The organism is Mycobacterium xenopi, assembly GCF_009936235.1.
Lineage (GTDB): Bacteria > Actinomycetota > Actinomycetes > Mycobacteriales > Mycobacteriaceae > Mycobacterium > Mycobacterium xenopi.
The window spans coordinates 140,547-156,526 of the sequence record NZ_AP022314.1 but is presented as its reverse complement, the minus strand read 5'-3'; the positions used below and the strand labels follow the sequence as shown (position 1 = coordinate 156,526).

Sequence of the window (15,980 nt, the reverse complement as noted above, 5' to 3'; positions counted from 1 at the left end):
CCTTCAAAAGAAGCCAACAGGCAAGAGCAACCGGTAGGGTTCCGGCCGTGGGGAGCTCGATGCTGATGCTGGGATTGGGGCTTTTCACGGGAATCAATCCCATACGTATCGGCCTCACCCTTCTGGTGATCTCCCGACCGCGGCCCGTGCAAAACCTGCTCGCTTACGGGGCCGGCGGTTTGGTGGTCAGTATTCCCTGCCTGCTGGTTCCGCTGTTCATACTGCACGTCACGCCCACCTTTAGGTCTGTCATGCACGATTTGGCCACCCCGGGAACGACCGCGAGTTCCACCGCCCGGCACATTCAACTCGGGTTGGGCGTGATCGTGCTTTCGGTCGCGGCGCTGACGGCAGTGCGCGCGCTGGCGCGCCGACGTCAACGAGCGCACCTACCGACATCGGGGGGCAACACAGCGAGCCCTGAGGCGGACGCGGATGCCCCGAACCCGGTCGCGCGGCTGCTTCGGCGCGGGGATGGCGCGCCGCCCGAGGGCGAATCTGTATTCGGGCGGCTGCTCAGCCGCATCCGCAATGCGTGGGAAAACGGATCCTTGTGGGTCGCGTGGGTGGTCGGCTTCTTCTTCGGGGGACCCGGAGCCGACGAGATGCTCTACGTAGTCGCGATCATCGTGGCCTCGGGTGCCGCGATCGGCACGCAGGTCAGCGCCGCCGTCGCCTACGTCGTCGGTGTGCTGGCGGTCGTCGAGATCACCCTGGCCTGCTATCTGGCCAGGCCGGCGCAAACCCAGGCGCTGGTGCAACGGCTGCACGACTGGGCGCGGGCTCAGCGGCGAAAGATCGTGGTCGCCATGTGCACAGTGGGCGGGGTGTTGCTGGTGGCTCAGGGCGTTGGCGGCGTCTGAGCTGGTGACGACGCATGTGAGGGCATAATCGATGGCTTGGCCATTTTTGACCCTTCTCGCAAAGCAGCGCGAGCTGAGGCGCAACACGAAAATGTCGCGCCCGGAGCTCGAGGCGATCAAGCTCGAGAAATTCCGCCGCCTCGTCCGTCATATCAAGGCAAAATCGCCTTATTATGCCGAAATTGTCAAGGAGCACGGCATCAATCCGGAAATATGTGTGCCGCAAGACTTTCCTGTATTGACCAAGTCGATGCTCATGGCAAACTTCGATCGGATCGTGACGGACCGAAAAATCACGAAGCACGCTATTGCTGAATTCTTGACGCGATCGACTGCTCCGAACGAATTGTTGTTCGGTGAGTACCACGTTGTCCATACCTCGGGTACGTCGGGCGAGGTCGGCTACTTCTTGTATTCCGAACGGGATTGGGTGCAGGGTATTGCGGCGCTGGGCCGCAACCTGGCCCAAGAAAGGCCGGTACGCAAGCGTTCTGGTCGATTTCGAATTGCCTATTACGCCACCGCCACGGGCCACCACGCCTTCGTGTCGGTGATGAGCTCGGCAACGCGTGGCATCGCACGCTTGCTCGTTGACCGCCGATTCTTCGAAATCAACTCGCCGCTGCCGCAGACGGTCGAACAGCTAAACACGTTTCAACCGGAAGTGATTGGCGGCTACACGACCGGCCTTAAAATCCTCGCCGAGCAGCAAAACAAGGGAATTCTGAAAGTCAACCCCATCGCCGTAACGACCGCTGCAGAAGCGATGACGCCCGCGGACAAAGAGATAATCGAGTCCGCGTTCAACTGCCGTGCCTTAAACATCTACGGGACAGCGGAACACCTCGTGCAAGGCCTCGCGAATCCGGACGGTCAAACGATGACGCTGCACGACGACGACATAATCTACGAGATCTTCGACGATCACGTTCTCGTCACCAATCTGTTCAACTACACCCAGCCCCTGATCCGCTATCGAATGTCTGACATTATCCGGCCGCTTGCGCAAACACATCCATCGTCGCCATATCTCGTGATCAATAGCGTGATCGGTCGCGCGGAAAAGGTGCCGATGTTCACGAATCGCGATGGCGTCGACGACTTCATCAGCCCGTACACGGTCAACGGAATCTTCGTTCCAGGGATCACCCGCTTCCAAATGCAAATGGTGAGCAAAACCAAATTCATCTTCAAAGTCGTTTTGGACTCATCGCTCGCCGCGACCCAGCGCGCAGAGGCGCTCGCAGCGGCGGAGGATCGATTGCGCGAAATGCTCGACCGGAAATTGATGGACAACGTCGCTTTTGACGTCGTTGCGACCGATGATCTGCCGGTCAATCCACGCACGCGCAAGTTTCAACTGATCGTCGACGCGCCAGCCTGAAGTGATCCTGAAGGCCGCTCAGCCCAAGTCCCGCCGGATCCGTCGTCGAAGAGCGGTTCGCGCCGCAGACAGGCCCACAAATCAAATGCCCGCGTCAAGGCTCAAGGCCGCTCTCACCCACGGGTTCACATGTTCTAATGCTGTGATGAATCGGGTCGACGCAGGCAACGCCGACGCCGTTCGGCGTGGGTCATTCTGCGTGATGTTTCGTATCGCCGGAGGCTGATCGGTGTCAGTCCGGAGGCGTCCCACCCGCCCACCGCTAAGTCGCCGCGCACCCGCTAGTGATGCGCGGTCGACCCATCGGCTCGCATTGGCGGATCAAGCCTTATTTGCGGCGGGCCGCGCCGCCGGCCTAAAGCTCGTCACGCAGGTGGTGTGGATCTATGAGCACGCAATCGACTTCGATGGGCTGAAGCGTTTTCACCATAACCTCGGCTACGGGTTGTTGGGGCGGCGCATCGAGTGCTCGCCACTGCCCTTCGGCAGGCATCGGTGGGTCTTGGATCGGGGGCCGCTAGACATCGACATCGCGGAGCACGCCCGCCCACGCACCGAACTCAGCGACTGGGCCGATGACCGCTTACAACTGCCCATTGATCCGGAATGGGGGCCCGGTTGGCATCTCGGCGTCATTCGGCTCACGGACGGCGCCACCGCGGTCAGCCTGGTGGTTTCCCACTACATAGTCGATGGCCTCGGGCTTGTCGTCGCGCTAGCTGATGCGGTCTTGGGCAACACCCGCGATCTTGGCTACCCACCGCCACAGTCGCGCACTCGGCTGCGCGCGGTAATTCAGGATGCTCGCCAAACTGCGCGCGACGTGCCGGAGGTTGGGCGGGCGCTTGTTGCGGCGGCAAGACTGGCGCGAAAACAAGCCGGCCGCAGTCGCAGTGGTGCCCGATCACCTGCGCCGTCACCCGTCGCCCCCTGTGGTGGCGCCGATGAGGTCGTCGTCGTGCCAACTGTCACGATTTACGTCGGCCTCGACGACTGGGATGCCTGTGCGAAAGCTCTTGGCGGAACCAGCAACACGCTGGCCGCAGGTTTTGCTGCCAAACTTGGGCAGCGGATGGGGCGCCGACGTGCCGGCGACGGCGCCGTCACCTTGCAACTCCCGATCAGCGACCGCACCGAAGGCGATACGCGCGCGAACGCCGTGTCGTCTGCGCGCGTCAGCGTCGACCCGGAGCGGGTAACGACCGATCTGCGTGACACCCGCGCTGCCATCAAGCAGGCGCTGAGGACTCTACGGGAGACGCCCGAAGAGTCGCTGCAGCTTCTTCCGCTGGCCCCGTTCACACCCAAGCGGGTGTGGAAACGGATGTCTGATGCGATGTCCGCCGATCCTGATCTTTCGGTGTTCTGTTCAAATCTCGGTGATCTCAGCTCGGTGGTGAACCGCCCCGATGGCACCGATGCCGAGCGCGGCATGATCCGAGTAACCGGCCAGGGCGTAACGCGACAGTGGCTTGAGCGTGTGGGCGGCCAACTCAACGTGCAGACTCGGCGCATCGCGGGGCAGATCCGCCTCAGCATTAACGCGTACCAACCGGGCGCAGAGAACACAAAGCTCGCTTTGCGGGAGTTGGCGGCACACACGTTGGCTGAATTCGGCCTGACTGGCGACATCGAATAACGCGTTGCAGCAGGACTGGCTAAGGCCGAGGGCCGCTGCGAACCAGGCATGCGGGAAACGAATCTCGCTCCTGCCCGAGCGGCTGCATGACTGGACGCCTGTGTGCCAGGGTGTGGACGGCATCTGAGCTCGGCGGCAACCAGCCCGCTCCTTGCGTTGCTGCGGGCACCGGACGAGCGACGCGCTCGGTATTATCTTGCCGGATACCCGCAGTCGAAGGCCGTGTTGTCGAAGGGGATCACATGACCGCCCAGGTGGAGCAGTTGGAGTTTCAGGCGGAGGCACGCCAGCTGTTGGATTTGCTGGTCCACTCGGTGTACTCCCACAAGGATGCGTTTTTGCGGGAGTTGATCTCGAATGCCTCCGACGCGCTGGACAAGCTGCGGCTCGAAACGCTGCGGAACAAGGACCTCGACGTCGACACCTCGGACCTGCACATCGAGATCGAGGTCGACAAAGATGCGCGCCGCCTGACCGTTCGCGACAACGGCATCGGTATGACGCGCGAAGAGGTCGTGGACCTGATCGGCACCCTGGCCAGGTCGGGTACCGCGGAGCTGCGTCAGAAGCTGCGCGAGGCCAAGAACGCGGCCGCCTCCGAGGAACTGATCGGGCAGTTCGGTATCGGGTTCTATTCGACGTTCATGGTGGCCGACAAGGTCGAGCTGCTCACCCGCAAGGCCGGCGAAAGTGCCGCCACCCGGTGGGTGTCCAGCGGCGACGGCACCTACACGATCGAGTCCGTCGAGAATGCTCCGCAGGGAACATCGGTGACCCTGGACCTCAAGCCGGTAGACGCCGAGGACGGGCTCCATGACTACACCGCGGAGTGGAAGATCAGGGAGCTGGTCAAGAAGTACTCCGACTTCATCGCCTGGCCCATCCGCATGGAGGTCGAGCGACGCACCCCGCCCGGCGAGGAGGGCGGCAAAGAGCAAGTCACCATCGAGACCGAGACCCTCAACTCGATGAAGGCGTTGTGGGCCAAGTCCAAAGACGAGGTCTCCGACGACGAGTACAAGGAGTTCTACAAGCACATCGCCCGCGCCTGGGATGACCCGCTGGAGATCATCCCGATGAAGGCCGAGGGCACGTTCGAATACCAGGCTTTGCTGTTCATCCCCTCGCGTGCACCGTTCGACTTGTTCAACCGCGATGCCAAGGTCGGGGTGCAGCTGTATGTCAAGCGGGTCTTCGTCATGGACGACTGCGAGCAGCTCATGCCGCGGTACCTGCGTTTCGTCAAGGGCGTCGTCGACGCAGAGGACTTGTCGCTCAACGTTTCTCGTGAAATGCTGCAGCACGATCGGCATATCTCTGCGATCCGCCGTCGGCTGACGAAGAAGGTTTTGTCGACGATCAAGGACATTCAGGCCGAGCGGCCCGACGATTACCGCACCTTGTGGACCGAGTTCGGCAAGGCCCTCAAAGAGGGCCTGATCTCGGACTTCGACAACCAGGACACGCTTTTGCGTATTTGTTCGTTCGCCTCCACACACAGCGACGACCAGCTCACCACCCTGCCTGAATATGTCGAGCGCATGAAGGACGGCCAGGAGCAAATCTTCTATGCGACCGGTGAATCACGGGAGCAGCTGTTGAAGTCGCCGCATCTGGAGGCGTTCAAGGCCAAGGGCTATGAGGTGCTGCTGCTGACCGACCCGGTGGACGAGATCTGGGTCGGATCCGTGCCCGAGTTCGACGGCAAGCGACTGCAGTCGGTGGCCAAGGGCGAGGTGGATTTAGCGTCCGAGGATGAAAAGAGTCAGGCCGAGCGTGAGGAGCAGCAGAAGGAATTCGCTGACCTGCTGAGTTGGCTGAAGGAGACGTTAAGCGACCATGTCTCCGAAGTGCGGCTGTCGGGCCGGCTGACCGAATCGCCAGCCTGCCTGGTCACGCCCGCGTTGGGCATCACACCGGCGCTGGCCCGCATGTACCGGGCGTCGGGGCAGGCTATTCCCGCTACCAAGCGGATCCTCGAACTCAACCCCAAGCACCCGCTGGTCGTCAGCCTGCAGCAGGCGCGCAAAGACCGCGCCGACGATCCGGGACTGGTTGAGACTGCCGAATTACTTTACGGCGCAGCACTTCTCGCCGAAGGCGGTGTGCCCGACGACCCAGCAAAGTTCGCCGGACTGCTCACCGATCGTCTGGCCCGCACGGTGTAGGAGAAGCCGTGAAAAGCACTCCGAGGATGTTCCTATCCGGGCTCATCCAGGTCGTCGTGTTCGGCTCGATGCTGTTTTTGGCCGCCGGCACACTTCGTTACTGGCAAGCTTGGGTCTTCTTGGCGATATTCGTCGTTTCGATCTGGAGCCCCAGTATCTATTTGCTGCGCACGAACCCCGAGGCGCTTCAGCGGCGCATGCGTGCGGGGCCGACGGCGGAACCCCGGATGGCGCAAAAGATCGCCATCGGGGGTACGTGGTTGTCGCTGACGGCGATGTTCGTGGTCAGCGCGCTCGATCACCGCTTCGGCTGGTCCTCGGTACCGACGGCGGTTTGCGTGATCGGCGATGTGCTGGCGGCCGTCGGGCTCGCTGTCGCAATGATGGCGCTCGTTCAAAACAGCTATGCGGGCGCGACCGTCCGCGTCGAAGCCGGTCAGCAGCTCATCTCCACTGGCCTGTACGGGCTGGTGCGGCATCCCATGTACACCGGCAACGTGATCGCGATGATCGGTATCCCCCTTGCGCTCGGCTCCTATTGGGGCCTGGTCTTCGTCATAACCGGTGTGAGCGTGCTTGCCTTGCGGATTCGCGACGAGGAGAAGCTGTTGCGCAACGAGCTGGCCGGATACCGCGAATACACGCAGAAAGTTCGCTATCGGCTAGTACCGGCAATGTGGTAACCGGTGTTTTCTTGCGCTTTAGCGTTGTAGCGAGTCTTTGAGTTGTTGGGCGTAGGTGCGCAGTGTTGTAGGCGTCATCATGTCGTTGTGTTCGCAGTCGACGGGGTGGTGCCTGATGTCGCCGGTGATGTAGGGTCGCCAGCTTTGTAGTGCGTTGTGGTTTCCGCTTCGGGCGGCGGTGAATATGACTGTGTCGCCGTCGAATACGTCGGGGTTGTGGTCGGTGATGTAGTACTGGTTGGCGTGGGCGCTGTGCACCATGTGGTTGAGCAGTCCTTGAGGTGGGAGCACAAGTTCTGCGGTGTGGTCTCGGTGTTGGCGGATTAGTTGCTGTGCCCGCTGGTAGGTGAGCGGCTGCGTATTGTCGGCGGTGTCGATGCCACTGAGTTGTAGGAAGCGTTGCAGGATGCGGCTTTCGATGTCGGTTTCGTTGGAGATGGATTGGGGTTGGCTGTCGGTGGGAGCAATGGGGTCCAACAGGATCAGTCGGTGGATGGCGCATCCGCGTCGGCGAAGCTCGACGGCAAGCTGGTGGGCGACGACACCTCCGAATGACCAACCCAGCAGGTTGTAGGACTGTGCGGGATAGACGGTTTGGAGTCGGTCGGCGTAGTTTTTGGCCATGTCGCGAATGGACGCGGGTTGGGCTTGGTCGGTGTGCGGGGTCTGGTTGATCCCGATGATCGGGCACTCCAAATAGTCGCCGAGGCCGCGGTAAGGGTAGCTGATGCCGGTGCCTTCGTGAATGCAGCACAACGGAATTCCGCTGCCATCTTTGAGGATCTCGGCGGGGATCACTTCGGCGGCGCTGTCGGGTCGACCCAGCTGTTGAGCCAGGGCCCGCACCGAAGGCGCCTGAAACACCGCGCGCACCGCCATGCGGGTATCCAGTGCCTTGTTGATCGCGGCGACTAGCCGCATCGCGGACAGCGAATCGCCGCCGAGATCGAAAAACGATTCCTCGACACCGACCCGCTGCAGTGCGAGCACTTGGGCGTAGATGTCGGCCAGGATCTGCTCGGTGGGGGTGGCCGGGGGCTGGTAGCGGTCGGCGTCGGTGTAGCGCGGTGCGGGCAGGGCGCGCCGGTCGAGTTTGCCGTTGGGGGTGCGCGGCAGCGCGTCGAGCACCATCACCGCCGCGGGCACCATGTAGGCGGGCAGCCGCTGGGCCAGCGCGGCGCGGATCTGGGACGGGTCGGCGCTGTCGGCGACGTAGCCGACTAGACGCTTGTCGCCGGGGCGGTCCTCGCGGGCGATCACCGCCGCCTGCGTCACACCGTCCAGCGCGGCCAGCGCGGCCTGGATGTCGCCGAGCTCGATGCGATAGCCCCGGATCTTGACCTGCTCGTCGGCGCGGCCCACATACCGCAGTTGCCCGTCAGCCCCCCACGACACCAAATCCCCGGTGCGATACATTCGTGCGCCCTCGCCGCCGAACGGGCAGGCCACAAACCGCGACCCGGTCAGCGCTGGCCGCCGCCAATACCCCGTCGCGACCGTCGGGCCGGCCACGTACAACTCGCCCACCACCCCGACGGGCACCGGGCGCAGCCACTCGTCGAGCACAAACAGCGCCGCCCCCGGCAGCGGTGAGCCGATCGGCGCGCCCGACCCCGGTTGCATAGGTGCACTTATCGCCACCCACACCGTGGTCTCGGTGGGGCCGTAGGCGTTGACCATCACCCGCCCGGACGCCCAGCGGTCCACCAGGTCAGGCGGGCAGGCCTCCCCACCGACCAACACCGCCACGGATTCCAGCCCGTCGGGGGAAAGCACACCCAACGCAGAGGGGGTTTGGTTGACGACGTCGACGTGTTCGGCCACCAGCAGGTCGTGGAAGTCTTGCGGTGAGCTGGTCACCTCGTCGGGTACCACCAGCAGCCGCCGCCCGTGCAGCAGCGCGCCGAAGACCTCCCACACCGAAAAGTCGAAACTAAACGAGTGACACTGCGTCCACACCCCGCCCGGGAACTGCTGCGCTTGCGGGCAGCCCAGTAGCTGAGTCACGTTGTGGTGGGTGACGGCCACCCCTTTGGGGGCGCCGGTGGTGCCCGAGGTGTAGATCAAATACGCGATGTCGTCGTCGGCCGGCGTCGGTAAAGCCGTGGCCGGATAGCCGGCGATCGTCGGGTCGTCGATGTCGATGACCACCAGGTCGTGGTCGTCCAAACGGGGACGCAGCGCCGCGGTGGTGACCACTGCGATCGGGGCGGCGTCAGCGAGCATGAACCCCACCCGGGTGGCCGGCATCGCCGGGTCGATCGGCACATAGCCGGCCCCGGTTTTCAGCACCGCCAGCATTGCGATGACCGCCTCGGTTGAACGGGAAAACAGCAGCGCCACATAGGTTCCCGGGCCCGCCCCGTGCGCGGCCAACAGGTGCGCCAACCGGTTAGCGGCCGCGTCGAGTTCCTGATAGGTCAGTGAGCGGCCGCGGCAAGTCAGCGCCGGCGCGTTCGGGTTACCGGCGACCTGGGTAGCGAATAGCTCCGGGATCGACACCGGTGGGGGTGCCGGTGCGGTCAATGCGGCCCGATTGCCGATCTCAGCCAGGCGCGCCAGCTCCGCCTCGTCGAGCAGATCAATCGACGACAGCCGCCGGGTGGGGTCGGCGCTTAGCGCCATCACCACACGCTGCCAGCGCTCGATCAGGGCGTGGATGCTGGCGGCGTCGAACACGTCGGTGCGAAATTCCACTACCCCGGAAATCCCGGCCGGCTCACCGTCGTCGTTCCAGCGCTCCCCGAGGAAAATCGCCAAATCCATCCGAGCGGTGTGGGTGTCCACCGGCACCGGGCTGACCTGCAGCTCACCCAACCCCACCTCAGGCAGGGCGCCCGTGGCCGCCCCGGCGAAGTTCTGCCAGGCCAACACCACCTGAACCAGCGGCGAATGGGTCAGCGACCGGGTCGGGTTGAGCCGCTCCACCAGCACCTCGAACGGCACATCCTGGTGCTCGAAGGCGGCCAGGCTGCGGGCACGCACCTGCTCCAACAGCTGAGCCACCGCGGGATCGCCGGCCACATCCACCCGCAGCACCAACGTGTTGACGAAGCAACCCACCAGCTCATCGAGCGCCGGATCGCGCCGTCCGGCCACCGCGAATCCCACCGCCACCTCACCGCTGGCGCTGACCTTGGCCAGCAGCAGCGCCAACGCGGCCTGCACCACCATGAAACTGGTCGCGTTGTGTTCCCGTGCTAGCCCGGCGATGCGCTGCTGCAACTGCGGTGGCCAGTCGATGGCCACCCGGGCGCCGCGATGATCGGCCACTGGCGGATAGGGCCGATCGGTCGGCAGATCAAGGCGTTCGGGCATGCCGGCCAGTGCCTGTTCCCAATAGGCCAGCTGCGCGGCGATCGGGCTGTCGGGATCGTCGAGATCCCCCAACTGCTCACGCTGCCACAGCGTGTAATCGGCGTACTGCACCGGCAACGGCGCCCAATCCGGCGGCTGGCCCGCACACCGGCTGGCATAGGCGATCCCCAAATCACGTACCAGCGGGGTCAATGACCAGCCGTCAGCGGCGATGTGGTGTACCACCGCCACCAGCACATGCTCTTCGTCGCCAATGCGTAAAAGCGTTGCCCGCAAAGGGATTTCAGTTGCGATGTTGAAACTGCGCCGCGCAGCGGCCTCGACGGCCTCGGCTAGGCGGTCCGCCGGCCAGCCACCGGCGTCGATGACCTGCCAGCCGGTGTCGGCGCGCGGGGGCGGCACCACCACCTGCCGCGGTGTTCCCTCCACCGCCGGAAACACGGTGCGCAGACTCTCGTGGCGAGCCACTACGTCAGCCAGCGCTTGACCCAACGCCGCGGCGTCGAGCCGCCCGCGTAGCCGCAGCGCCACCGCCATGTTGTACATCGGGGAGGGCCCTTGCAGCTGGTCGATAAACCACAGCCGCTGCTGGGCAAACGACAACGGCACCACCGCCGACCGCTCCACCGGCCGCAACGGCGCCAACCGGCGCCCACCGGCTCCCAGCCGCGGCGCCAGCTGGGCCACCGTGGGCGCCTCGAACACCGTGCGCACCGACAGCCCAGCATCCAGGCTGGTGTTGACCGCGGCCACCAGCCGCATCGCCGACAGCGAATCCCCACCCAAATCGAAAAATGAGTCGTCGACTCCGACCCGTGGCAATCCCAGGACCCGGGCGTAGATGCCGGCCAGGATTTCCTCGGCGGGCGTGCTCGGGGCGCGGTAGCGGTCCGAATCGGCGTATGCCGGTGCCGGCAGGGCGCGTTTGTCGAGTTTGCCGTTGACCGTCAACGGCAACGCCTCAAGTGCCACCACCGCCACCGGCACCATGTAGGCGGGCAGCCGCTGGGCCAACTGGTCGCGGATCGCGGCCGGATCAACCACCCCAGTCACATAGGCCACCAGGCGTTTATCACCGGGGCGGTCCTCGCGGGCGATCACCACCGCCTGCTGCACCCCCGCCAGTCCTGCTATGGCGGCCTGGATTTCGCCCAACTCGATGCGATAGCCGCGGATCTTGACCTGTTCATCGGCCCGGCCCAGATAGGTCAACTGCCCGTCAGCGCCCCACCGCACCAAGTCCCCGCTGCGATACATCCGTTGGCCCGGCCCCCCGAACGGGCAGGCCACAAACCGCGACGCAGTCAACCCAGAGCGCCGCCAATACCCGCACCCCAACCCCGCGCCGGCGATGTACAACTCCCCCACCACCCCGGCCGGCACCGGACGCAACCAACCATCCAGCACGAAAAACCCGAGATTGGCCAGCGGCACCCCGATCGGGCTGGCCGTGCTGTCGGCGTCGGCGGCGCTGATCTCCCGAAACGAGGCATGCACCGTCGTCTCGGTGGTGCCATACATATTGATGAGCCGCGGTGAACCCGGGTGGTGGTCCAGCCAGGTGCGAAGGCGCGGGGGTTCCAGCGCTTCGCCGGCGAACACGACCGCCCGCAGCTTGAGTTGCCGACCCCGCTCCGGTGACAGGGCATCCGCGGACTGCAGGGCATAAAACGCCGACGGGGTCTGGCTCAACACGCTGACCTGCTCGCCCACTAGCAAGGCGTGAAACTCCGCCGGCGCGCGCACCACCGCGTCGGGCACCACGACCAGCCGCCCGCCGCGCAGCAACGTACCGAAGATCTCCCACACCGAGACGTCGAACGCATACGAATGCCATTGCGACCACACCTGTCTCGATGCCAGCTCGCCGTCCACGGACTCCAGCAGCTGGATCACATTGCGGTGGGTGATGGCCACACCCTTGGGCACCCCGGTCGTGCCCGAGGTGTAGATCAGGTACGCGAGGTCATCGGCCGCCGGCACCGGCAACGCGGTCCTGGGCTGGGCAGCCACAGCAGGGTCGTCGACGTCGACGACCAGCAGATCATGCCCGTCGAGCCGGTCGGCCAGCTCCGCGGTGGTGATCGCGGCGATCGGTGCGGCATCGTCGAGCAGGAAGGCGACCCGCGCCGGCGGGTGCGCCGGGTCGATCGGCACATACGCGGCCCCGGTTTTGAGCACCGCCAAAATCGCCACGATCGCCTCGGCCGAACGCGAAAACAGCAGCGCCACACGCTGTCCCGGACCCACCCCGCGAGCGGCCAGCAAGTGCGCCAACCGGTTGGCGGCCTCGTCCAGCTCCCGGTAAGTCAGCGAGGCGCCGCCGTAGGTCAGCGCCACCGCCTGCGGGTGGCGGTCTACCTGCACGGCGAACGCCTCTGGTATCGACACCGGGGCCGGGGCCGGGCGGGTCAGTGCAGCCCGATTTGCCCAGACATCGAGATAGGCGTGTTCGGTGTCGTCGAGCAGATCGATCGATGAGAGCCGTCGGCTGGGGTCGGCGGTGAGCGCCAGCACCGTGGTCTTGAACCGCTCGATGAGCGCCTCGATGCTGGCGGCGTCGAAGACATCGGTGCGGAATTCCACCAATCCGCCGATGCCGGCGGGCTCACCGGTCTTCGTCCAGCGTTCGGCCAGCGAGAACGTCAAATCCATGCGGGCGGTGTTGGCGTGCACCGGGAGCGGGCTGGCCTGCACTTCGCCCAAGCTCAGCTCGGCGGGTGTGTTGTTCTGCCAGGCCAACATCACTTGCACGAGCGGGTGATGGGTCAGGCTTCGGGCCGGGTTGAGCCGCTCCACCAGCAGCTCGAAGGGCACGTCCTGGTGTTCGTAGGCGGCCAGGCTGCGCGCGCGAACCTGGGCCAGCAGCTGGCCGGTCGTGGGATTGCCGGCCACATCGACCCGCAGCACCAAGGTATTGACGAAAAATCCCACCAGCTCATCGAGCGCCGGATCGCGCCGCCCAGCGATCGGAAACCCCACCGCCACGTCAGCGGTGGCGCTGAGCTTGGCCAGCAGCAGCGCCAGCGCGGCCTGTATCACCATGAAACTGCTTGCCTTGTGCTCGCGCGCCACCCGCCCCACCCGCTGCTGCAACTCGGCCGGCCAGTCCACCGCCACCCGCGCGCCGCGGTAGTCGGCCACCGGCGGGTAGGGCCGATCGGTGGGCAACACCAGCTGCTCGGGCAGCCCGGCCAGGCTGTGCTGCCAATAGGCCAGTTGGCTGGCCAACTGGCTGTCGGGGTCGTCGAGATCGCCGAGCTGCTCGCGTTGCCACAGCGTGTAATCGGCATACTGCACCGCCAGCGGATCCCACGCCGGGGCCCGCCCCGCACACCGGGCGGCATAGGCGATGCCCAGATCACGCACCAGCAGCGACGTCGACCACCCGTCGGCCGCGATGTGATGCACGACGGCCACCAGCACGTGCTCATCTTCGGTGACCACGAAAAGCTTTGCCCGCAAAGGGATTTCACTCGCCAAATCAAAACTGTGCCGGACCGCGGCGTCGATGGCGTGGTCGAGCTGGCTTGCCGGCCAGCTGGCGGCATCGACCCTTTGCCAGCCGAAGTCGGCCCGCTCCGGCGCCACCACCTCCTGCCGGGGCATGCCGTCGACGGCGGGAAACACGGTGCGCAGGCTTTCGTGGCGGGCCACCACATCGGCCAGTGCTTGACCGAGCGCCTCGGCGTCCAGGTGCCCGCACAGCCGCAGCGCCACGGCCAGGGTGTAGATCGGGGAGGGTCCGTGCAACTGCTCCAAAAACCACAACCGCTGCTGGGCAAACGACAACGGCACCACCGCCGGCCGCGGCACCGGCCGCAGCGGCTCGAGCCGACCCGCAGCTTCGACGCCGATGCGGCCCGCCAGCTGGGCCACGGTGGGCGTCTCGAACACTGTGCGCACCGACAACCCGGCATCCAGCCCAGCGTTGACCGCGGCCACCAACCGCATCGCCGACAACGAATCCCCACCCAGATCGAAAAACGAGTCGTCGGCCCCCACCCGCGCCAGTCCCAAGATCTGGGCGTAGATACCGGCCAGGATCTCCTCGGTCGGGCTAGACGGTGGCCGATACCGATCGGTGTCGGCGTATTCCGGTGTCGGCAGGGCACGTTTGTCGAGTTTGCCGGTGGGGGTGCGCGGCAGCGTGTCGAGCACCACCACCGCGGCCGGCACCATGTAGTCGGGCAACTGCTCGGCCAGCTGTCGGCGAACCTCGGCGGGGTCGGCGGTGCCGGTCACATAGCCAACCAACCGCTTGTCGCCGGGGCGGTCCTCGCGGGCGGTCACCACTGCCTGCTCCACGCCGTCCAAAGCAGCCAGGGCGGCCTGGATTTCGCCGAGTTCGATGCGATAGCCGCGGATCTTGACCTGTTCATCGGCGCGGCCCAGGAACTCCAGCTGGCCATCGGGGCGCCAGCGCACCAGATCCCCGCTGCGATACATCCGCATGCCCCACGCCCCGAACGGGCAGGCCACAAACCGCGACGCGGTCAGCCCGGCCCGTCCCACATAGCCATATGTCACGCCGTGGCCGGACACGTACAGTTCGCCGACCACCCCCGCCGACACCGGCCGCAACCAGCCGTCGAGCACAAACAACGCCGCACCCGCCACTGGCGTGCCGATCGGCGGCGCTCCCGAGCCCGCCGTCAGCGGCGCACTGATCGTCACATCAACCGTGGTCTCGGTGGGTCCGTAGGCGTTGATCATCACCCGACCCGGCGCCCAGCGCTCCACCAGCTCTGCCGGGCAGGTCTCGCCACCAACCACCAGCGACACCGACTCCAACCCCTCAGGGGAGAGCACCGCCGCCGCCGACGGGGTCTGGGTCAACACATCAACCCGCTCGTCGACCAGCAAGGCGTGCAGCTGCCCCGGTGAGCCCGCCACCTCATCGGGCACCACCACCAGCCGCCCACCATGAAACAGCGCACCCCAGATCTCGCGCACCGAGGCGTCAAACGCATAGGAATGCCATTGGGTGGACACTTTCACCAGCCCAGGCGCGCGCAACCCCGCATCTAGCGACGCCATCAACTGAGTGACGTTGTGGTGGCTGGCGGCGACCGCCTTGGGGACACCGGTCGTGCCTGAGGTGTAGATCAGGTAGGCAATGTCCTCAGGGGCCGGGCCGGGCAGCGCGGTGCCAGGCTGGGTCTGGATGCGCGGGTCGTCGATGTCGATGACCACCACCCGGCGACCTTCGAATCGCGCGCACAGCTCCGCGGTGGTGACCGCCACCATCGGTGCGACGTCGTCGAGGATGAACCCCACCCGCGCTGCCGGCAGCGCCGGGTCGATCGGCACATACGCCGCACCGGTCTTCAACACCGCCAAGATTGCCACGATCGCCTCGGCAGACCGCGAAAACATCAGCGCCACAAAACAACCCGGGCCTGCGCCGTAACCGGCCAACAAATGCGCCAACCGGTTGGCGGCCTCATCAAGCTCCCGATACGTCATCGACCGGCCGCCGCAGCTGATCGCCACTGCCCCTGGCGTGCGGGCCACCTGCGCGGCAAACAACTGCGGGATCGACACCGGTGCCGGCGGCGGCCCGCTCAGCACCGCCTGATTACCCCACTGCTCCAGCTGGGCGTGCTCATCGTCGTCGAGCAGATCGATCGACAACAACCGCCGCGTCGTGTCCGCCGTCATGACTGCCCCGCGCCAGCCGTCATCGCCACCAACACCCGCTGTAACCGCTCCACCAGCTTCCCAATGCGGGCCTCATCGAAAACGGCGGTGTCGAACTCGACGCGAAGGACGATTTCGTCGCCCGGAACGGCCGCCACCGACAGTGGGTAGTGGTTGTATTCGCGGATGGTGTAGTCGGTGATGGCCAGCTGGTTGACGCTCGATATCGCGACAGTGTCGATCGGATAGTTTTCGTAGACGAACAGGGTGTCGAACAGCTGG

Annotated in this window: 5 protein-coding genes and 1 pseudogene (1 of these 6 only partly in view); 5 read left to right on the top strand and 1 reads right to left on the bottom strand. The window is 65.3% G+C overall.

Translation table 11 applies throughout. The features are described from left to right. Positions 1–47: 47 nt before the first annotated feature. From MYXE_RS00635 to MYXE_RS00615, 5 genes are all read left to right on the top strand, one after another. Positions 48–863, top strand: coding sequence for a GAP family protein (locus MYXE_RS00635; protein WP_232061694.1), 816 nt, complete (start codon positions 48–50; stop codon positions 861–863). Positions 864–894: 31 nt separating this feature from the next. After that, the gene (locus MYXE_RS00630) at positions 895–2,247 is read left to right on the top strand and encodes a phenylacetate--CoA ligase family protein (RefSeq protein WP_085195697.1); all 1,353 of its coding nucleotides are present in this window, start codon (positions 895–897) and stop codon (positions 2,245–2,247) included. Between the two features lie 229 nt (positions 2,248–2,476). After that, positions 2,477–3,886 (top strand): condensation domain-containing protein, encoded by a 1,410-nt coding sequence (locus MYXE_RS00625; RefSeq protein ID WP_415624451.1) that lies wholly within the window; start codon positions 2,477–2,479, stop codon positions 3,884–3,886. Positions 3,887–4,128: 242 nt separating this feature from the next. Continuing rightward, positions 4,129–6,054: a molecular chaperone HtpG gene (gene htpG, locus MYXE_RS00620; RefSeq protein WP_085195702.1), complete on the top strand. Its 1,926-nt coding sequence runs from the start codon at positions 4,129–4,131 to the stop codon at positions 6,052–6,054. Between the two features lie 26 nt (positions 6,055–6,080). After that, positions 6,081–6,737 (top strand): methyltransferase family protein, encoded by a 657-nt coding sequence (locus MYXE_RS00615; protein WP_003922001.1) that lies wholly within the window; start codon positions 6,081–6,083, stop codon positions 6,735–6,737. A gap of 96 nt (positions 6,738–6,833) precedes the next feature. Here MYXE_RS00615 and MYXE_RS25150 read toward each other — a convergent pair. Beyond that, a pseudogene (locus MYXE_RS25150) lies at positions 6,834–15,980 on the bottom strand (amino acid adenylation domain-containing protein) (its annotated part continues 25,786 nt past the right edge of the window); the annotation flags it as partial.

What these genes read in the sequence shown, in the direction of transcription:
- MYXE_RS00630 (WP_085195697.1), top strand. Translation starts at nt 895, where the DNA reads ATGGCTTGGCCATTTTTGACCCTTCTCGCAAAGCAGCGCGAGCTGAGG.
- htpG (WP_085195702.1), top strand. Translation starts at nt 4,129, where the DNA reads ATGACCGCCCAGGTGGAGCAGTTGGAGTTTCAGGCGGAGGCACGCCAG.
- MYXE_RS00615 (WP_003922001.1), top strand. Translation starts at nt 6,081, where the DNA reads ATGTTCCTATCCGGGCTCATCCAGGTCGTCGTGTTCGGCTCGATGCTG.